Raw genomic sequence first — 19,499 nt, forward strand, 5'->3', positions numbered from 1 at the left:
TTACTTCATCTTCTTCGCATAATAGTCCGGCGCAACCACGCCGGGCTTGGAAAACCATTTTGGCACGTCGACGCCGGAATAAAGCAGGATGTTGCCCCAGGGGTCGAAGGCGCCGGTGCGCACGATCACCTTGGCCTTGGCCGCCATCTCGCCCAGAATGGTCTCGTGGCTGATCGGCGCGTGCTCGGCGTCGGCGAACAGGCGCTTCACCTTCTCCAGCAGCGACGCATTATGGACCGGCAGCGTGTCGGCGTAGGACACTTTTTCGGCGATGAAATTCTCGGCGATCGGCGTCAGCACCGTCTCCAGGTCCGGCACGTCGGGCGTGATGGCGAGGTCGATGCGCCAGGCGCTCGACGGGATCGGAAAGCCGGCGTCGCAGACAATCATCAGGTCGCCGTGGCCCATCGAGGCGACGGCGTGCGCGAGTTCGGCGTTGAGCAGTCGGTTGCGGTTCACGGCTTGTCCTTCCACACGGTTTGCAGGGCTTCACTGTACATGGCGTCGGCGCTGGCGCGGTCGGGCAGGCCTGGGATGACGCCGAGCCTGGTGCAGGCGATGGCGCCGCACACCACGCCGAAGCGCACGGCCTCGACGATGCCGCGGCCTTCCGCCAGCGCCACGGCGAAACCCGAGTTGAAGGCGTCGCCGGCTCCGGTGGTGTCGGTCACCTCGACCGGCACGGCCGGCACCATGACGTCGAGCTCGTCGGTGAGGATCAGCGCGCCGGCCCGCCCCAGCGTGACCACGACGTTGCGGACGCCGCGGCGGCGCAGCTCGCCGGCCAGCTCGCGCGACGAGCGCGGATCGTCGGCGGGCAGGCCGAGCAGGATGCGCAGCTCGCTCTCGTTCGGCGTGAGATAGTCGACCGAGGCGAAGATCGCGTCCGGCAGGGCGCGCGCCGGCGCCGGGTTGAGGATGGTCTTCGCGCCATGCCTGCGGCCGAGTTCCATGGCGCGCGCGGCGGCGGGGATGGGGATTTCGAGCACCGTCATCACCACGTCGCTTTCGGCGATGCGGGACTCGGCCGCATCGACAGCGCCGGCATCCAGCAGCTCGTTCGCTCCCATGTCGAGGATGATGAAGTTCTCGCCCTTGTCGTTGAGGATGATGAAGCCGACGCCGGTGGCGCGCTCGCTGCGCGCCGTGACGAAGCGCGTGTCGACGCCCTCGGCGGCATAGAGGTCGGTGGCGATGCCGGCCAGCTTGTCGGTGCCGATATGGGCGACGAGCGCGGAGGAGGCGCCCAGCCGCGCGGTGCCGACGGCCTGGTTGGAGCCCTTGCCACCAGGCCCCATGTCGAAATCGGTGCCGAGCATGGTCTCGCCGAAGATCGGCAGCTTTGGCGCCCGCATGGTCAGCCCGACCGCGAAGCTGCCGACGATGGTGATGTTGGGTTTCGTCATTGAAATGTGCCCGTGTGGTCGGAGCCGTTGAGGGGGTGCGCGCGCCCTCCACCGCCGGAGCCTGTCCTTGGGCCGGCCTTCAACCGGACCCGGGGGGCGGTCCCCCTCCCCCGTAAGCGGGCAGGGCAATCGCATATGGAGCTACCCCCACCCCTAACCCCTCCCCTCAAGGGGGAGGGGGATATTGCCGCTGTTGCGCCAGACATGAATCGGTGACGATTTCGCTCGGCATGGCGGCCGCAACGTCTCCCTCCCCCTTGAGAGGAGGGGTCAGGGGTGGGGGTAGCCGGCCGGGCGACGCTTCCAGAACTTCCATATGCGATCGCCTTGCGTAAACGGGGGAGGATCGATGCCGCAGCCGGCTGAAAACCTGGTTCCTCCCCTATGAAGCGGGGAAGGGGGACCGCCCCCCGGATCCGGCCGAAGGCCGGCCCAAGGACAGGCTCCGGCGGTGGAGGGGGCATCCGAACCGATCTCACGACACCATCGCCCTTGCCAGGATCGCTTCCTCGCTGACGCCGGCGCCGGTCAGCTCGCCGGCGATGCGCCCCGCACGCAGCACCAGCACGCGCTCGGCATTCATGATAAGCTCGGGGATTTCCGACGAGATCATGACCACGGCGACGCCCTCTTCGGCAATGCCGCGCAGGATCGAATAGATCTCGGCCTTGGCGCCCACGTCGATGCCGCGCGTCGGCTCGTGCAGGACGAGCACGCGCGGATTGGTGACCAGGCTGCGGCCGAGGATGATCTTCTGCTGGTTGCCGCCGGACAGCGTGCCAAGCCGCTGGCCGAGATGCGAGATGCGGGCGTCGAGCCGCGCAGCTTGCGCGCGCGCCTCGCGGCGGATGGCGCCGCGGCGCAGGAAGCCGGCCATGGAAAAGCGCGGCAGCGAGGCCGAGACGACGTTGTCGGCGACGCTCATGGACAGGAGCCCGCCGGCGCCGCGCCGGTCGGCCGGGACGAACGACATGCCGTCGCGGATCGCCGCCAGCGGATCGCCCGGCCGCAGCTCCTTGCCGTCGATCGCCACCCGGCCGCTGCGCTCGACCAGGCCGAACAGCGCCTCGCCGAGCCCGTCCTTGCCGGAATCCGGCAGGCCGCCGATGCCGAGAATCTCGCCGGCGCGGACGTTGAAGCTGATATCCGTGAGTCCCGGCGCCGTCAGCCCGTCGACCGACAGCGCGACGGCGGCGCCGTCGGAACGCCCCTCCCCCTGCAGCGACCATTGCGTGGCGGCATCGAGGTCGCGCCCGACCATGGCGCGGATCAGCCGGCCCTCGGACACGGCGTCATTGGCCATCGTCTCGATGGTGCGGCCGTCGCGCATAACGGTGATGCGGTCGGAGAGCGCCAGCACCTCGGCGAGATGGTGCGAGACGTAGATGACGGTGACGCCCTCGGCGCGCAGCTGCCGCACCACCTCGAACAGGCGTTCGCTCTCGCGCCTGGACAGCGCCGAATTGGGCTCGTCGAGCACCAGCAGGCGCGCGTTCTGGCGGATGGCGCGGGCGATCTCGACGAGTTGCATCTCGGCGACCGACAGGCGGCCGACCCTGGTGTCGGGATCGAGCCGCGCCATGCCCAGCCGCGCCAGCGCGGCGCGCGCCTCAGCGCGCATGGTGTCGCGCGGCACCAGCGAGACGGCCGGACGCGCCGCCATGTCGGACATCATGATGTTCTCCGCCACGCTCATCGTCGGGCAGAGCGCCAGCTCCTGGTAGACGACGGTGATGCCCGCGGCGCGGCTGACCAGCGGCGTCGAGATGGCGGTAGGCTTGCCGTCGACGAAAATCTCGCCGCCGTCCGGCTGCAGGTCGCCGGCAAGGATGTTCATCAGCGTCGACTTGCCGGCGCCGTTCTCGCCGACGACGGCATGCACCTCGCCGGGACGGAAGTCGACGGAGATGCGGTCGAGCGCAAGCACTCCGGGGAACCGCTTGGTCACCCCAGAGATTTCGACGATCGCGTCCTGGGAGGATGGATGGGTCATTGGGTGTTTCACATGTTTCGGGCGCCCCCTCCACCACGCTTCGCGCGGTCCCCCTCCCCGCTTCGCAGGGGAGGAACCAGCGGCGCGACCGGCCGCAGCCCTGATCCTCCCCCGTTCAAGGGGGAGGGGGACCGCCGAAGGCGGTGGAGGGGGCGTAAGGCCGCCGCTACTGCTTCGCCACCTCCGCGATGTTCTCCTTGGTGTAGATGCCGACGCCGGTGTCGACATTGGCGATCGGCTCGCCCTTGACGAACTTGGCGAGCAGGTCGACGGCGGCAAAACCCTGCTTTTCCGGCGCCTGGTCGATGGTCGCCTGGATGTCGCCGCTCTCGACGAGGCCGACCGTCTGGTCGAGCAGGTCGAAGCCGACGACCTTGACCTTTTCGGCGGCCTTGTTGCGCTCCACCCAGGTGCCGGCAGCCGGCGTCGAGCAGCATTCGAGCGACAGCACGCCGGTCAGGTCGGGATTGGCGAGCATGGCGTTCTCGATCGCCGAATAGATCTTCTGCGGGTCGGTGCCGGTGTTGAGCGTCTGCACCACCTCGATGCCGGGCTCGGCCTTGAGCGCCTCGCGCGCGCCGCTCTCGCGGTCGATCGACCACTGCGCGGCGGCGTCGATGGTGGTGATCATCACCTTGCCCTTGCCGCCGAGCACCTTTGCCATCAGCTTGCCGGCCTCGCGGCCGGATTGCACCAGGTCCTGGCCGGCGAAGGCGAGGCGCTTGGAGTCCGGATTGTCGGTGTTGAAGGTGACGACCGGGATGCCGGCGGCGAGCACGCGGTCGATCAGCGGCGCCAGCGCGTCGGTGGAGACCGAGGAGATGGCGAGGCCGTCCATCTTGCCCATCAGCGTCTCGATCTCGCTGATCTGGCCGTCGGCATCGGCGCCGACCGGGCCGATGAAGCTGGCGTTGACCTTCTCCTCCGCGGCGGCGCGCGCCACGCCGGCCTTCATGAACGGCGCGAACTCGTTGGAGACGTCGTGGTAGGAGACGTAGATGTCGAGCGGCTGGCCGGCATCGACCTTGGCCTTGATGCGCTCGGCGAGCGGGAAGTCGGCGAGTTTCGATTCGGCGCTCGCCTGCAGCGGCAGCAGGCCGAGCGCCGCTGCCAGGATGACGTGTCTGAGTTTCATGGATAGTCCTCCCTTTTTTGATAGCGCCCTGGCTTCATGCCCTTCGGCGCATCGTCCACTTGTCGATTCCGACTGCGATGATGATGACCAGGCCGATCATCAGTTCCTGCACGAAGGGCGACACCCCCATCAGCACCAGGCCGTTGCGCATGACGCCGATAATGAGCACGCCGAGGATGGTGCCGAGGATGGTGCCCTCGCCGCCCGACAGCGAGGCGCCGCCGACGATGGTGGCGGCGATCACGTCGAGCTCCAGCCCGAGGCCGGTGCGTCCGGCCTGGCCGCTCGGCAGGAAGGCGAGGCTGAGGATGCCGGCGAAGGCGGCGAGCAGGCCCATCAGCACGAAGGCGCAGATCTTGACCGTGTTGACGGAAATGCCCGACACCCGCGCCGCCTTGGCGCTGCCGCCGACGGCGAACACCTTGAAGCCGAAATTGGTGTAGGACAGCACAACCCAGGCGAGCGCGGCCACGATGATGAAGAAAACGAGCTGCATCGGGATCACCCCGAACAGGTAGCCCTGGCCCATGAAGGCGAAGGTCTCGAGCACGCCCGCGTCGGCGCCGTTGCGCACGTTGACGGTGACCGGCTGGCCGTTGGTCAGGATGAGCGCGGCGCCGCGCACCATCGACAGCATGCCGAGCGTGGCGATGAGCGACGGCAGCCGGCCATAGGTCGACAGCACGCCGTTGATCAGGCCGATCGCCATGCCGGTGAGCAGGCCGACGACCAGCGCCGGCGCCAGCGGCCAGCCGGCGATGATCAGCATGCCGGCGGCCAGGCCGGAAAAGGCGTAGGTGGACCCGACGGACAGGTCCACCTCGCCGGAGATGAGCACGAAGGTCATGCCGACGGCCATGATGCCGAGCAGCGAGATCTGGCGGCCGATGTTGAGCAGGTTCACCGACGTCAGGAAGCCGTCCGTGGCGAAGGCCAGGAACAGGCACAGCGCGACCAGCGCGACGAACACGCCCGTCTCGCGTGCGCGCAGAAGCCTCGACATCGAAAAGCGGTCCATGGCGGGCGCGCGCGCGCCGGTCCCGACCGTATCGGCCATTCCGTCCTCCCGTTGGGTCCGGCGGACACCTGCCGGCGCCGCCGTGCCTTGCGGCGGCGGCTCCAGGATGCCGTCGCCAAATCCTTCCCTGGCGATCCGGCCGAAACACGGCCGGACCGGTTACGCGCGTGTCTTCAGGCGGCCTTGTCGGCGGCCATGAGGAACGTGCCCGCCGGCACCTTCTTCATCTCGTCGTAGTTGCCGTAGTCGCGCACCTTCTTGAAGGGCGCGTTCTCCACCGCGTTGTAGGAGCAGATATAGCCCCAGCGATATGTGTCGGAGCGGTTGGCGTCGGAGCGGTGCAGCAAATTGCCGTCGAACACCAGCACGTCGCCCGCCTCCATCTCCACATAGACATGCTCGAAGCGCTTCAGCGCGGCCTCCAGATGCTCCTGCTCGACATTGGTCTGGTCGTTCTCGCGGATGTGGTTGAGGCGGCCGAGCTTGTGCGTACCCTTCAGCACCTGCAGGCAGCCGTTCTCCTTCGTCGCCTTGTCGAGCGCCACGTAGATGCTCATCATCTCGGGGGCCAGGCAGCCGTAATTGTACCAGTAGCCGAAGTCCTGGTGCCATTCCCAGGCGCCGCCCTCGTTGGGCTGCTTCATGGTCATCTTGTGGCTGTAGAGATAGATCGGCTTGCCGATGGCGTCCTCGGCGAGGTCGACCATGCGCTCGTCGCGGGCGAGAAAGCCGTACTGGTCGTCTTCCGCCGTGTTCCACATCTTCAGGAGGGTGGTCTTGCCCTCCTTGTCGCCCTTCGCCATCACGGCGCCGGCCTTGCTCTCGGCCTCGAGTTGAGCGCGGGCCCGGTCGCGGAAGATCTGCACCTCCTCGGCGGACAGCAGCCCCTTGCGAATGATGTATCCGTCGCGAGCGTACAGCTCGGCTTCCTGCTTGCTCATCGCGAGCATCGGTCTCTCCCTGGCATGCACGGCCGGCTGGGTCCGAAAGGCACCGGCAGCATGGCCGCGGGCATCGGAATTCCCGGATTTCGACGCCGAACCGTCGAGGTCCTCAAACTCTCGAAGGTGACATTAGACGCGGCCCGCGCGCGGGGAAATGGACAAACGGGACAGCGTCTTTGTATAAAACGCGCATGCTGGAAAAGACCACTTTCCTGGAAAGCCTGCACTATGTTCCGGAGCCAGGCTGGACGCGCACGGCCTTCAGCGTGCTGCGCGCCGGCAAGGTCGCGGCCGCGCCCGACTACCGGGTCGCGCGCGCCGTCCATCCCGGCCAGGACGTCATCTACTGCCTGTCCGGCGGCGGCATGGTGGAGACGCTCGGGCAGCGCCTGGAGGTGCGCCCGGGTCAGCTCGCCTGGATCGCCAACGAGGCACCGCACGCGCATATGGCCGATCCGGCGGACCCGTGGACCGTGCTGTGGTTCCGGCTGGACGGTCCCGATCCGGCGGCGCTGCGCAGAAAGCTGTTCGGCGACGGCCCGCCCCGCGCCGCCCTCGCGGAAAGCGCCAATCCGGCGCCGTGGTTCGAACGGCTGTTCGCGGCGATGCGCGGCCGCGATGCCCGCCTCGACCTGCGGCTGAACCAGTTCGTCGCCGAGTTCCTGACCATGGTCGACCATGCGCTCGCCGGCACCGCCGCGCAGAACGTTCCGGCGCCGCTGGCGGCCGCGCTCGGCGCCATGCGCGCCGATCTCGGCCTGCCCTGGAACGCGTCCGACCTGTCGGCCGTGACCGGCCTCGGCCATTCGCAGACGCGGCGGCTGTTCAGGAAGCACCTGCGCACCGGCCCGCGCCAGTGGCTCATCCGGGAACGGCTCATGCACGCGCAGGCGCTGCTGGTCGAAAGCGACGCCCCCCTGGCCGAGATCGCCGAGCAATGCGGCTTCTGCGACGTCTATCACTTCGGCCGCGAGTTCAAGCGCTCGGTCGGCATCGCGCCGGCCGCCTGGCGGCGCAGCGAACTGGGGGCGCGGCCGAAAGCCCAGCCGGCGCAGAACGGCTACGGCAGGTCGTCGCCCTTGATGTCGGGAAACACGTAGGGCGTGTCGGTGTTCGAGTTGCACCGCCGGCGATCCGCCTCACCGTCGCTGGCACCCTTGTAGGCCCAGGCCCTGATGGCGAAATCGGGCGGAAAAGGGCGGTTCTGGGTGAGCGCCATCGATTTCAGGTCCTTGTCGCCCCGCATGATCGCCAGGCGCTTCTTCGAATCGTAGCCGTCGATGAAGGTGCGCATCTGCGAAACGGTCGCCTTGCCGGCGCAGACGTGGAAGCGCGACAGCATATAGTGCGCCGCGGCGGCGAGGTTGGAGTTCAGCGACGCGCCGGGAACGCGCCGCTGGTCCACCAGGATCGGCTTCCAGGCGACGAAATAGGCGCCGCAGCAGGAATTGGCCTCGCCCGCCAGCGCCGCCCATTCGGTGCCCTTTTCACCGCCGCGGATCGCGGCCGGCGCCTTGTTGATGGCGTCGTTTATGGCGTTCTGCACCCCGGTATCGTCCAGCCGGGTGCAGCCGAGAAACTCGCGGCCGTCATTGACCTGATCCGGCAGCAGGCCGAGATCGTAGATCTCCCGGTTGTCGATGACGCCGGCGGCGAACTCGATGCGCTGGAAGGACATGGTGTTGCCGAAGATCGCCAGCGCGTTGCGCAGCAGCAGCTCGCGATCGCTCTCGCTGAGCGCCGCCAGCGCCTTCAGCATGTCCGGCATGGCCAGCCGGCTGACGGCATGGACGACCGGCTTCCAGTCCTCGAAGACCAGCGCGGACTTGGCCTTGGCGACCGCGTCCCTGACGGCCTGCAGATCCTGCTCGCCCATGGTAGCCTCGATCGTTTCCAGGCTTCGACCGGCATGCGCGGGATGAACTATGAACCTGTCGCCGCCTGCCGGCAAGGGCGGAACGCCGTCGCCCGGCAGGGGTTATGCTTTCGACATGAAACTGTCATCCAACTGTTACATAGGCTCGTTATGGCCTCTCCACGACGCTGCTGAACAAGGCGTCTTAGCGAATTTTCGACAGGAGCAGGCCCAATGAAGAAAGCTATCCTCACAGCGTCGGCTGCGGTCCTGGCGCTTGCCGCCTCGGCCGGTTATGCCGCCGCCCGCGACCAGGTCCAGATCGCCGGTTCGTCGACCGTTCTGCCCTACGCCAAGATCGTCGCCGAGTCCTTCGGCGAGACCTTCACCGAGTTCAAGACCCCCGTCGTCGAGTCCGGCGGCTCGGGCGCCGGCATCAAGGAATTCTGCAAGGGCGTCGGCGAGAACACCATCGATATCGCCAACTCCTCGCGCAAGATGAAGGAGGACGAGCTGAAGTCCTGCGTCGACGCCGGCGTCAAGGAAGTCCAGGAAGTCAAGATCGGCTATGACGGCATCGTCTTCGCCACCGACATCAAGGGTCCGGACTGGGCGCTGACCCCGGCCGACCTCTACAAGGCGCTCGCCGCCCAGCTGGTCGTCGACGGCAAGCTCGTCGCCAACCCGAACACCAAGTGGAACCAGGTCAATCCGGCGCTGCCGGACTGGGACATCGCCGCCTACATCCCCGGCGAGAAGCACGGCACCCGCGAAGTCTTCGAGGAGAAGCTGATGGCGGCCGGCTGCGACAAGGAGGCCGTCAAGGCCGCCGGCGTCGGCGAGAAGGAAGTGACCAAGGCCTGCGTCGCGGTCCGCAAGGACGGCAAGGCGGTCGATATCGACGGCGACTACACCGAGACGCTCGCCCGCATCGACTCGAACAAGACCGGCGTCGGCGTGTTCGGCCTGTCCTTCTACGAGAACAACGCCGACAAGCTGAAGGTCGCGACGGTCTCCGGCGTGACGCCTTCGACCGAAACCATCGCCTCGGGCGAGTATCCGGTCTCCCGTCCGCTGTTCTTCTATGTGAAGAAGGCGCATCTCGGCGTCGTGCCGGGCCTGAAGGAATATGTCGAGTTCTTCCTCGACGACCAGATGGTCGGCCCGGAAGGCCCACTCGCCGAATACGGCCTCGTCGCCGCTCCGGACGGCGAGCGTCAGGAACAGCGCGACGCCTTCACTGCCGGCAAGTCCATGTAATATCCGATGTCGCCGCGCGGCCCGGCCGCGCGGCGACACTCTTTTTTCAGGTTCGAGATCGTAAGCGCCCGGGGTTTCCGCTGATGCCGATGATCTATTTTCTCGCCATCGTCCTTGCGATCGGCGTGGCCGCCTACATCATCGGCCGAGGGCGCGCCGCCGCGCAGACCGGCGGGGCTCAGAAGCAGCATTCCCGGCCGCACTATCACGGCTGGTGGGCATTCATGCTCGCCGCCCTGCCGGCGCTGCTGCTGATCATCGTGTGGAGCGTCGGCTCCTCGCTCTATATGGAGCGCCACGTCGAAGCGCAGCTGCCCGAGCAGACCGCCGACAGCCCGATCGCCAGCCGCTCGCTGGCGCTGGGCATGGTCAAGAGTCTCGCCAACGCATTGCGTCGGCTCGACGCCCAGGCGCTCGACAACCTGCCTGCGACCTTTGCCGAACTGCAGCCGGCGCTCGCCGCCAAGGGCGCGGCGCTCGCACCCGACACGCAGGACTACATGATCCCGATCGCCACCGAGGCGAACAGCACCAGCGACACGCTGCGGCTGACCGGCGGCGTCCTGGCGTTGGCGCTGGCGCTCGGCGGCGCCGCCCTCGGCATCCGCTCGATCCAGCCGCGGGCCAGGGCGCGCAACAATGTCGAGCGCGTCGTGCTGTGGGGCCTGCTCGGCTCGTCGATGATCGCCATCCTGACCACCGTCGGCATCGTGCTGTCGATGCTGTTCGAGACCTTCCATTTCTTCTCCGTCGTGCCGCCCGCAGGCTTCTTCTTCGGCACGGTGTGGGACCCGCGCTTCGCCGCCGCCGGCGCCACCGACTCGGCCGGCCAGTTCGGCCTGATCCCGCTGCTCGCCGGCACGCTCTACATCGCGCTCGTGGCGCTGCTTGTCGCCGTTCCGGTCGGCCTGATGTCGGCCGTCTACATGGCCGAATACGCCTCGCGCAGCGTGCGTTCCGTGGTCAAGCCGGCGCTCGAACTGCTCGCCGGCATCCCGACCATCGTCTACGGCATCTTCGCGCTGGTGACGCTCGGGCCGTTCCTGCGCGACCTCAGCGCGGCACTCGCCGGCGGCTCGCCCTTCATCCAGGCGCAGTCGATCTTCACCGCCGGCTTCGTCATGGGCATCATGCTGATCCCGGTCGTGTCGTCGCTCTCCGACGACATCATCACCGCGGTGCCGCGCGCCATGCGCGACGGCTCGCTCGGGCTCGGCGCGACGCGCTCCGAGACGATCAAGCGGGTCATCCTGCCGGCGGCGCTGCCCGGCATCGTCGGCGCCATCCTGCTCACCGCCTCGCGCGCCATCGGCGAGACGATGATCGTGGTGCTTGCGGCTGGCGTCGCCGCCAACCTGACCCTCAACCCGTTCGAGGCGATGACGACGATCACGGTCAAGATCGTCAACCAGCTCACCGGCGACCTCGAATTCAACTCGCCGCAGACGCTGGTCGCCTTCGCGCTCGGCATCACGCTGTTCGCCGTCACGCTCGTCATGAACATCGTCGCGCTCTACATCGTGCGCAAATACCGGGAGCAGTACGAATGACCGACGCAGCGATCGGCAGCCTCCCCATCGCCTCGGCGCCGCCGCGCCGCGACATCGGGCTCAGGCGGCGCTATGCCGCCGAGCGGCGCTTCCGCTGGTACGGCTTGGCGGCGATCTCGGTCGGCCTGATCTTCCTGGTGGTGATGCTCGCCTCGATCATCGGCAAGGGCTACACCTCCTTCCTCCAGACCTCGATCCTGCTGCCGATCACCTTCGACGCGCAGGTCATCGACCCGCAGGACAGGCGCGACACCGATCCGAGCGTGCTGGTGAAGGCCAACTATCCGCAGCTTGCCCGCGACGCGCTGGCCCAGAAGCTGGGAATCTCGCTCGACGACAAGCCGCAGATCGCGGCCTTGCGGGGGTTCGTTTCCGACGGCGTGCGCACGCAGCTTCGCGACATGGTCGTCGCCGATCCGTCCCTCATCGGCACGACGCGCGACGTCTGGGTGCTCGCCGGCGCCAATCTCGACTCCGCCTTCAAGGGTCAGATCGACCTCGAAGTCGCCGAGGGCAACCGCAAGGTCTCCGACCGGCAGATCGGCTGGATGGACCAGCTGCGCGCCGAAGGGGCGATGGCCGGCAAGTTCAACACCGGCCTGTTCACCTACGGCGCCTCGAGCCGGCCCGAGACCTCCGGCATGGGTGTCGCGATCATCGGCTCGCTCTACATGATGGCGATCGTGCTGCTGCTGGCGCTGCCGATCGGCGTCGCCGCCTCGATCTACCTCGAGGAATTCGCCAAGAAGACGCGGCTCACCGACATCATCGAGGTCAACATCAACAACCTGGCCGCGGTCCCGTCGATCGTGTTCGGCCTGCTCGGCCTCGCCGTCTTCATCAACTTCCTCGGCCTGCCGCGCTCGGCTGCCCTGGTCGGCGGCCTGGTGCTGACGCTGATGACGCTGCCCACCATCATCATCGCGACGCGCGCCGCGCTGGCCGCGGTGCCGCCGTCGATCCGCTCGGCCGCGCTCGGGCTCGGCGCCTCCAAGACGCAGACCGTGTTCCAGCACGTGCTGCCGCTGGCCACGCCCGGCATCCTGACGGGCACGATCATCGGGCTCGCCCGCGCGCTCGGCGAGACCGCGCCGCTGCTGCTGATCGGCATGGTGGCCTTCGTCGCCGACTATCCGAAGACGCCGCTCGATCCGGCCACGGCGCTGCCGGTGCAGATCTACATGTGGGCGAACGAGGCCGAACGCGCCTTCGTCGAGCGCATGTCCGGCGCCATCATCATCCTGCTGGTGTTCCTCATGGCGATGAACATCACCGCAATCGTGCTGCGCCGGCGATTCGAAAGACGCTGGTAGACGGGGGCAGATATCATGAACATCATGAGCCAAGAGAAACTCGAAGAGGCGGTGAGCGGCGGTATGACTGCGAAGCCCAACGAAGTGATCAAGATGCAGGGCCGCAAGGTCGGCGTCTTCTACGGCGACAAGCAGGCGCTGTTCGACGTCGACCTCGACGTCCGGCAGAACCAGGTGACGGCGCTGATCGGCCCGTCGGGCTGCGGCAAGTCGACCTTCCTGCGCTGCCTCAACCGCATGAACGACACCATCGACTCGGCCCGCGTGACTGGCAAGATCACGCTTGACGGTGAGGACGTCTACGACCCGAAGATCGACGTGGTCGAGCTGCGCGCCCGCGTCGGCATGGTGTTCCAGAAGCCCAACCCGTTCCCCAAGTCGATCTACGAGAACGTCGCCTACGGACCGAAGATCCACGGGCTCGCCAAGAACAAGTCCGAACTGGACCAGATCGTCGAGTCGAGCCTCAAGAAGGCGGCGCTGTGGAACGAGGCCAAGGACCGGTTGAACGAGCCCGGCACCGGGCTTTCCGGCGGCCAGCAGCAGCGCCTGTGCATCGCCCGCGCCATCGCCGTGTCGCCGGAAGTGATCCTGATGGACGAGCCGTGCTCGGCGCTCGACCCGATCGCCACGGCCAAGGTCGAGGAGCTCATCGACGAGCTCAAGCAGAACTACACCATCGTCATCGTGACCCATTCCATGCAGCAGGCGGCGCGCGTGTCGCAGCGCACCGCCATGTTCCATCTGGGCTATCTCGTCGAGGAGGGGGCGACCGACAAGATGTTCACCAATCCCGACGACAAGCGCACGCAGGACTACATCACCGGCCGCTTCGGCTGAGTGGGTATTGAGGAAAGCTGCAATGGGCGAACATACCGTCTCCTCCTTCGACCAGGATCTCGAGCACATCGACAAGCTGATCCGCGAGATGTCGGACCTGGCGGCCTCGATGGTCCGCGATGCGATCCGCGCGCTGCTCCATACCGACGCGGCGGCGGCGCAGCGCATCATCTCGGAAGACGCCGTGATGGACGCCAAGCAGCGCGAGATCGACGACAGCGCCATCACGCTGATCGCCAAGCGCCAGCCGATGGCGCAGGACCTGCGCGCCGTGCTCGGCGCCATCCGCATGGCCGGCGACCTGGAGCGCATCGGCGACCTCGCCAAGAACGTCGCCAAGCGCGTCGGCGCGGTCGGCGAGGGCTCGACGCCGCGCGGCCTGTCGCACGGCATCGACGACATGGCGACGCTGGTGCTGGCGCAGATCAAGGGCGTGATCGCCGCCTATGCGGCGCGCAAGCCCGAGGACCTGCGGACGCTTCGCGTCGACGACGAGAAGATCGACCTCAAATACACCTCGGTGTTCCGCGAGCTCCTCACCTACATGATGGAGGATCCGCGCAACATCACCGCCTGCACGCATCTCCTGTTCTGCGCCAAGAATCTCGAGCGCATCGGCGACCATATGACCAACATCGCCGAGAACGCCTATTATGTGCTGACCGGCTCGCAGCTTCCGGCCAACCGGCCGAAGCAGGACGAGACGGCGACGACCGTGCTGGCCGAGTAGAAGCGAGGCGCGATGATCGCTCCAAAAATCATGGTGGTTGAGGACGAGGAGCCGCTGGGCGTGCTCCTGCGCTACAACCTGGAGACCGAAGGCTACCAGGTCGAGGTCGTCGCGCGCGGCGACGAGGCCGAGATCCGGCTGCAGGAGAACGTGCCGGACCTGCTGGTGCTCGACTGGATGCTGCCGGCGCTCTCCGGCATCGAGCTGTGCCGGCGGCTGAGGATGCGGCCGGAGACCGAGCGCCTGCCGATCATCATGCTGACGGCGCGCGGCGAGGAGAGCGACCGGGTCCGCGGCCTGGCCACCGGCGCCGACGATTACCTGGTCAAGCCGTTCTCGACGCCGGAATTCGTGGCGCGGGTGAAGGCGCTGCTGCGGCGCGCCAAGCCGGAGGTGCTGTCCTCCGTGCTCAAGGTCGGCGACATCGTGCTCGACCGCGAATCGCATCGCGTCTACCGCAAGAAAAGCGAGATCAGGCTCGGCCCGACCGAGTTCCGCCTGCTCGAATTCATGATGCGGCATCCCGGCCGGGTGTTTTCGCGCGGACAGCTCCTCGACAACGTCTGGGGCGAGACGATCTATATCGACGAGCGCACGGTCGACGTGCATGTCGGACGGCTGCGCAAGGCGGTGAACAACGGACGGATGCCGGACGTCATCCGCACCGTGCGCGGCGCCGGCTACGCCATCAGCGACGAATAGCCCCCCAACGAACCGCTCGCGCAATCGTTAGTATTTTGTTATCCACAATTCGCTAAACTTGTGCGTGTGATGTGGGGGCACACATGCAGACACTTTCAAAGCACCGGAACATTGCCGAGATGGACGCCTTCATCGAGGCGCAGGGCGGCATCAAGACCAAGCTCGTCGACCGGCGGGCGATCTACGAATCGGTCTCCTATCTGAGGAGCCACGGCTTCGACGCCGAAGAGGTCCAGCTCTGCCTGGTGCGCTATTTCTACGTCGATCTCGACCTGCTCAACGAGGCGCTGACCGAGCATTGAGGCTCGCGGTCAGCCGACCTCCGGTTTTCCGAACACCGTTTCGAGAAATTCCGCCAGCCAGCGCTTGAGGTGCATGTCCCAGATCATGCGGCCGCCGAGATGGTCGCGGCCGGGCTGCGCGCCCGGCAGCTCGAAGCGGTGCGCGCCGCGCACCACCCAGCGGTGCATCATCACCCGCGTCAGCTCGGCATGGAACTGGATGCCCCAGGCGTTGTCGCCGTAGCGGAAGGCCTGGTTGGGATAGTGCTCGGCGGTGGCCAGCAGCGAGGCGCCGGAAGGCAGCGAAAAGCCCTCGCGGTGGAACTGGTAGACCATCTCCGGCCAGTGCATCAGTTTCCTGCCGTCGTCGGTGGCCTTGAGCGGATACCAGCCGATCTCGACCAGCCCGTCGCGGTGGCCTTCGACCTTGCCGCCGAGATGGTTGACCAGCATCTGCGCGCCGAGGCAGATGCCGAGAAAGGGACGGTTCTCCTTCAGCGGCACGGCCAGCCAGTCGGTCTCGCGCCTGACGAAATCCTCGGGATCGTTGGCACTCATCGGCCCGCCGAAGACAACGGCGCCGGCATGGTGGACAAGCGTCTCCGGCAGCGCGTCGCCGAGCGGCGGCCGCCGGACGTCGAGTTCGAACCCCGCCTCGATCAGCATGTGGCCGACCCGCCCGGGGCTGGATGTTTCCTGATGCAGCACGACGAGGACGCGCGGTCGACCGGCGTCCGCCCCCAGCCTACTCATTCGATGGCGTGCCCTTGGCTCCTGGAACCCTGCGTGCCGCGTCCTGCCGCGCCAGGACGCGGTCGCGGCCGTCGACGCCGAGCAGTTCCGCCACCCGCCACAGCGTGTTGTCCTCGAGCTCGTGCAGCACGCCGTCGGCATAGACGACGTCCCACATCAGCCGGATGAAAGCGATGCGGCCCTCGTCGTCGAGATGCCGGTTAAGCACGCTGGTGAAGGCGTAGAGGTCGATCGCCTCGTGCTCGGCGTTCTCGCCGGCATTGACGAGATCGTCGAGCTCGCGCCCGCCAATGTGGTAGGTTTCGCCGAGCAGCTGCTTGATGCGGTCCCACTCGGCGTCCTGGCGCACGCCGTCCGCATCCATCACATGATACATCAGCGCCGCCGCGGCGACCCGCGGATCGTCGCCGCGCGCGGCGGTGCCGCCGTTGCGCGGCAGCTCCTTGAGGAAGGAGATCATGCGTTCGAGCATCGAGGGGTCACTCATCAGAACAGGCTGAAGCGCCGCCGGGGCTTGGCGGCCTCGTCAGGGTCGACGCCGGGATCGTCCGGCAAGGGCGGCTGCGTCGGTTCGCTTTCATCATCGACAAATGTGGTGTCTGCAAACGCCGGTGCAACCACGCCGGCGACGGCAGCCGGCTTCGCGGGCTGCGGCTCGGCCGGCTTGCGGTCGTTCGCCGGTTCCGGGGCGGGCGGCGGCACCGATTTCGGCGGCGCCGGCTCGGCCTGGACCTCGACCACCGGCCCGGGCGCGGGAACCGGAGCGGGCGCCTCCAGCACCGGCGGCTCGACCGGAGCGACCGGCGCTTTCTCTTCCTCGATCAGCGTGCCCAGCCGCTCGACCGGCACCCGCCACTCGAAGGCGTCGAGCCGTCCGCTGACCGGCGAGAACGGCGCCCATTTATCGGTCTCGAAGCCGTCGGCCACCCAGGCGGGATCGCGCGGCGCGCGCACCGCCCTGGCGAGCAGCTGGCGCACCTTGCCGACGTCGCCGGTCTCGGCTTCCTCGATATCGGCGAGCAGCAGCCACGCACCCTCGCGCGGCTGCATGCGGATCGCCGCCTCGGCTTCCTTGCGCGCCAGCCGGTAGTCGGCCGCGTCGAGGGCGGCGCGGGCGACGGCGAGCGAGGATTCGGGATGGTTCTGCCTGAGCGACTGCAGCCGCCTGGCGCGCGTCAGACGGTCGGCGACGGCGTCGCCGTGGCGGGCATGCACGTAGAGATCGGCGACGTCCGGATGCGGCTCGGCCTTCCAGGCAGCCTCGAGGATCTTCGCACCTTTGCGCGTGTCGTCACCGCGGAACAGCGCCCGCGCCGCGACGAGCGCCGCCGGCACGAAATCCGGCCGCAGCCGGTTGGCCTCCAGCGCCGCCGTCTTGGCATGCGGGAAATCGACGTCGAACAGCGCCGTCGCCTTGGCGGTGAGCAGCACGGAGCGGCGGCGGTTGGCGGCGTCGCGCTCGATCTGGTGCGTCGCCTTCTGCGCGTCGACGATCTTCAGCGCGCCGTCCCAGTCGCCGCTGACGATCTTCTCCTCGATCGTCGAATCCGCCGCCCAGCCGAGCTGCGGCGCGATATCGGCGGCGCGGCCGGCATAGTGGCGCGCCGCGGCGCGGTCGCCCAGCCGTTCAGCCTCCAGATAGAGCCCGCGCAGGCCGAGCAACCGCATCTCCGGATCGTCCAGCATCGCCTCGAACTTGTCGCGGGCGCCGTCATGGTCGCCCTCCAGCAGCGCCGCCTGCGCGTCGAGAAGCCGGATCAGCGGCTCCTGGTCGGAGCGGATCAGCTTGGCGGCTTCCTTGTTCTTCTTGCGGGCGAGCGCGGCGTCGCCCGCGCCGGCGGCGATCATGCCGGTCGACAATGCCTGATAACCGCGGTCGCGGCGGCGCACGCGAAAATAGCGGGCGACGGTGTAAGGGCTGTTCCAGATCGACTTCACCAGCCACCAGGCGATCATCACGGCGGCGACGATCGCCACCACGCCGACCGCGGCCGCCATCAGGCTGACCGTGTAGCGGTAGCCCTGGAAGGTGACGACCATGTCGCCCGGCCGGTCGGCCAGCCAGGCGAAGCCGAGGCCGAGCAGGAAGACGACGAGGAGGAAGAACAGGATGCGGATCATGCCGTCCTCACGCCTTCATCGCGCCGGCGATGGCCTGGTCGACCAGCTTCTCGACGTCGCGCCGCGCCTTGAGCTTGTCGCCGAACCCGCCGGCCGCCGCCTTGGCGGCGTCGGGCAGCGAATCGTATTCGGCGATCGCCTTGTCGAGGTCGCCCGCCGTCAGCGCCGCTTCCATGCGCGCCACGATCTCCGGCACGCCCGCGCCCTCGACCGCGCCGACCGGCCGCACGGTGACCAGCGATTCGGCGCTCTGCATCAGGCGGTCGACGATGCCGGCGTCGGGATCGACGGGTTTCGCGGCGGCGATCATGGCTGTGGCGGCCGGCTCGAGCTCGGCCAGCAGCGCCTCGCGGGTCGACACGCCTTTCTCGGCATGCGCGCGCAGCGCCGCCAGCTCCGGCGCGGCCGGAAAGATCGCCGCGAACGTCTCCAGTTCGGCCGCGAAGGGCGCACCACGGTCCACCGCCGCCTTCAGGGCGGCAGTGGCGATGGCGAGCGCGATCTTCGGCTGCTGCGCCTGCGCATCCACCCGTCCGGCCAGGCTGCCGACCGTCTGCTCGAGCGCGGCAAGCCGGTCGCCGGCCTCCGCGGCCGAGTCGTTCTCGGTTCTCGCCAGCGCCTCGACGGCGGCAACCCGCTCGCCGAGCGCGCTCAGGTCGGCCGCATCCGGCGCCTGGCCGAGCGCGGCGATATCGGCCTCGATTTGCTTGATCCTGTCGTCCAGCCCCTGAAGCGCCGCGGCATCGCCGGAGCCGGCGGCGGGAGCGGCCTCGCGCAGCGCCGCGACGTCCGCCTTGAGCGTGTCGAGCGCCGAGGACAGGCCATCGACGCGGGCGGCGAGGTCGCCGGCTCCGGCATCGCTGCGGACGGCCGCGATCTCCTGTCGCAGGCTTTCGATCTCGGCATTCGCCTGCGGGCTGCTGCCCGGCGAGGCATGCGGTGCGCCAAGCAGTCCGGCATATTGCAAACCTCCGGCGGCGGCCAGCGCCACGACCGCGCCGATCACGCCGGCGGCGATGCGCGAAAAGCCGTCACTGCGCGGGGGCAGCTGTGGCGGCGCGGCCGCATCGTCGCGCGAGGCAGGCGATTCGGCCCGGCCCGGCTGCGGCTGCCGCTCTTCCGCTTCATCGAACCGGTAGCCGGCGGGTTCGCGTACCGGTTCGCCCGGCTGGTATTCCTGGTCGGGTTGCGGGGCTGTGCCTGTCTCGGTCGCCGGCTCGGATTCATTCGACACGGGGTCGTTCGGTACATCGTCCGACCTGGCTTCCGTCCCGGCGGCTGGAATTTCGTCCGCGCCAGGTGCGGTCGCGTCGGTACCCTGTGCGGTCGCGTCGGTACCCTGTGCGGTCGCGTCGGCGGAATCTTCGGCGGCGACCCGCGCCTCCGAGGGCGATTCCGGAGCACCAGGGATCGAATCGGCCGCGGCCGGCGACACGGTCTCCGTCTCGGACACACGCGAGACATCGGCCGGATCGAGCTCGATGGTCAGCGGCTCGCGCTGCGTCTTCGAGTGCCGGGTCCTCGGCGTCTTGACCATGCCTGGCCTCCGTTTCGTTCGTCCTGGCACCGGCGCGCCGGCCACCTTCAGGATACCTACC

19 protein-coding genes are annotated in these 19,499 nt (G+C 68.1%); 8 read left to right on the top strand and 11 right to left on the bottom strand.

What is annotated here, in order from left to right:
* From rbsD to AC5JDC_RS00275, 6 genes are all read right to left on the bottom strand, one after another.
* Complete coding sequence (gene rbsD / locus AC5JDC_RS00250) at positions 1–459, bottom strand: D-ribose pyranase (protein ID WP_495838056.1); 459 nt, start codon at positions 457–459, stop codon at positions 1–3.
* Positions 456–1,406 carry a ribokinase gene (locus tag AC5JDC_RS00255; protein WP_495838058.1) on the bottom strand — a complete coding sequence of 317 codons (951 nt, stop codon included), beginning with the start codon at positions 1,404–1,406 and terminating at the stop codon, positions 456–458. The genes rbsD and AC5JDC_RS00255 overlap by 4 nt, the downstream gene beginning before the upstream one ends.
* A gap of 475 nt (positions 1,407–1,881) precedes the next feature.
* Positions 1,882–3,399 (bottom strand): sugar ABC transporter ATP-binding protein, encoded by a 1,518-nt coding sequence (locus tag AC5JDC_RS00260; protein ID WP_495838060.1) that lies wholly within the window; start codon positions 3,397–3,399, stop codon positions 1,882–1,884.
* Between the two features lie 166 nt (positions 3,400–3,565).
* Positions 3,566–4,534 (bottom strand): sugar ABC transporter substrate-binding protein, encoded by a 969-nt coding sequence (locus tag AC5JDC_RS00265; RefSeq protein ID WP_495838062.1) that lies wholly within the window; start codon positions 4,532–4,534, stop codon positions 3,566–3,568.
* 34 nt (positions 4,535–4,568) lie between these two features.
* Positions 4,569–5,591: an ABC transporter permease gene (locus tag AC5JDC_RS00270; protein WP_495838064.1), complete on the bottom strand. Its 1,023-nt coding sequence runs from the start codon at positions 5,589–5,591 to the stop codon at positions 4,569–4,571.
* Positions 5,592–5,725: 134 nt separating this feature from the next.
* Positions 5,726–6,502: a phytanoyl-CoA dioxygenase family protein gene (locus tag AC5JDC_RS00275; protein WP_106773201.1), complete on the bottom strand. Its 777-nt coding sequence runs from the start codon at positions 6,500–6,502 to the stop codon at positions 5,726–5,728.
* Between the two features lie 185 nt (positions 6,503–6,687).
* Here AC5JDC_RS00275 and AC5JDC_RS00280 point away from each other — a divergent pair, with 185 nt between their 5' ends.
* The gene (locus tag AC5JDC_RS00280; protein WP_495838067.1) at positions 6,688–7,596 is read left to right on the top strand and encodes an AraC family transcriptional regulator; all 909 of its coding nucleotides are present in this window, start codon (positions 6,688–6,690) and stop codon (positions 7,594–7,596) included.
* Here the strand turns inward: AC5JDC_RS00280 and AC5JDC_RS00285 are convergent.
* A complete protein-coding gene (locus AC5JDC_RS00285) occupies positions 7,557–8,372 on the bottom strand; it encodes a hypothetical protein (protein ID WP_106773199.1) in 816 nt (271 codons plus the stop codon). The two genes, AC5JDC_RS00280 and AC5JDC_RS00285, sit on opposite strands and share 40 nt — an antisense overlap.
* Positions 8,373–8,585: 213 nt before the next feature.
* Between AC5JDC_RS00285 and AC5JDC_RS00290 the strand changes: the two genes are divergently transcribed.
* The 7 genes from AC5JDC_RS00290 to AC5JDC_RS00320 all read left to right on the top strand — a co-directional run bounded on the left by AC5JDC_RS00290 (position 8,586) and on the right by AC5JDC_RS00320 (position 15,048).
* Positions 8,586–9,611, top strand: coding sequence for a PstS family phosphate ABC transporter substrate-binding protein (locus AC5JDC_RS00290; protein WP_106773198.1), 1,026 nt, complete (start codon positions 8,586–8,588; stop codon positions 9,609–9,611).
* Positions 9,612–9,700: 89 nt separating this feature from the next.
* The gene (gene pstC / locus AC5JDC_RS00295; RefSeq protein ID WP_165816098.1) at positions 9,701–11,161 is read left to right on the top strand and encodes a phosphate ABC transporter permease subunit PstC; all 1,461 of its coding nucleotides are present in this window, start codon (positions 9,701–9,703) and stop codon (positions 11,159–11,161) included.
* Positions 11,158–12,474: a phosphate ABC transporter permease PstA gene (pstA, locus tag AC5JDC_RS00300; RefSeq protein ID WP_495838070.1), complete on the top strand. Its 1,317-nt coding sequence runs from the start codon at positions 11,158–11,160 to the stop codon at positions 12,472–12,474. Before pstC ends, pstA begins: the two co-directional genes overlap by 4 nt.
* Before the next feature lie 15 nt (positions 12,475–12,489).
* On the top strand, positions 12,490–13,314 hold the full coding sequence (gene pstB, locus AC5JDC_RS00305; RefSeq protein WP_495838072.1) for a phosphate ABC transporter ATP-binding protein PstB: 825 nt from the start codon (positions 12,490–12,492) through the stop codon (positions 13,312–13,314).
* 22 nt (positions 13,315–13,336) lie between these two features.
* The gene (gene phoU, locus AC5JDC_RS00310) at positions 13,337–14,044 is read left to right on the top strand and encodes a phosphate signaling complex protein PhoU (RefSeq protein ID WP_106773194.1); all 708 of its coding nucleotides are present in this window, start codon (positions 13,337–13,339) and stop codon (positions 14,042–14,044) included.
* A gap of 12 nt (positions 14,045–14,056) precedes the next feature.
* The gene (phoB, locus tag AC5JDC_RS00315) at positions 14,057–14,746 is read left to right on the top strand and encodes a phosphate regulon transcriptional regulator PhoB (RefSeq protein WP_106773193.1); all 690 of its coding nucleotides are present in this window, start codon (positions 14,057–14,059) and stop codon (positions 14,744–14,746) included.
* 83 nt (positions 14,747–14,829) lie between these two features.
* A complete protein-coding gene (locus tag AC5JDC_RS00320) occupies positions 14,830–15,048 on the top strand; it encodes a hypothetical protein (protein WP_133170106.1) in 219 nt (72 codons plus the stop codon).
* A gap of 9 nt (positions 15,049–15,057) precedes the next feature.
* Here AC5JDC_RS00320 and AC5JDC_RS00325 read toward each other — a convergent pair whose 3' ends face one another.
* The 4 genes from AC5JDC_RS00325 to AC5JDC_RS00340 are packed head-to-tail and all read right to left on the bottom strand — an operon-like array spanning position 15,058 to position 19,438.
* Positions 15,058–15,780, bottom strand: a complete 723-nt coding sequence (locus tag AC5JDC_RS00325) for a glutamine amidotransferase (RefSeq protein WP_495838076.1) — start codon at positions 15,778–15,780, stop codon at positions 15,058–15,060.
* Complete coding sequence (locus tag AC5JDC_RS00330; RefSeq protein WP_495838199.1) at positions 15,773–16,252, bottom strand: tellurite resistance TerB family protein; 480 nt, start codon at positions 16,250–16,252, stop codon at positions 15,773–15,775. Before AC5JDC_RS00330 ends, AC5JDC_RS00325 begins: the two co-directional genes overlap by 8 nt.
* Before the next feature lie 14 nt (positions 16,253–16,266).
* Positions 16,267–17,901, bottom strand: coding sequence for a heme biosynthesis protein HemY (locus AC5JDC_RS00335; protein WP_495838078.1), 1,635 nt, complete (start codon positions 17,899–17,901; stop codon positions 16,267–16,269).
* A 7-nt stretch (positions 17,902–17,908) separates the two neighbouring features.
* A complete protein-coding gene (locus AC5JDC_RS00340; protein WP_495838080.1) occupies positions 17,909–19,438 on the bottom strand; it encodes a COG4223 family protein in 1,530 nt (509 codons plus the stop codon).
* Between the last annotated feature and the right edge of the window lie 61 nt (positions 19,439–19,499).

It is taken from the genome of Kumtagia sp. (assembly GCF_059502445.1).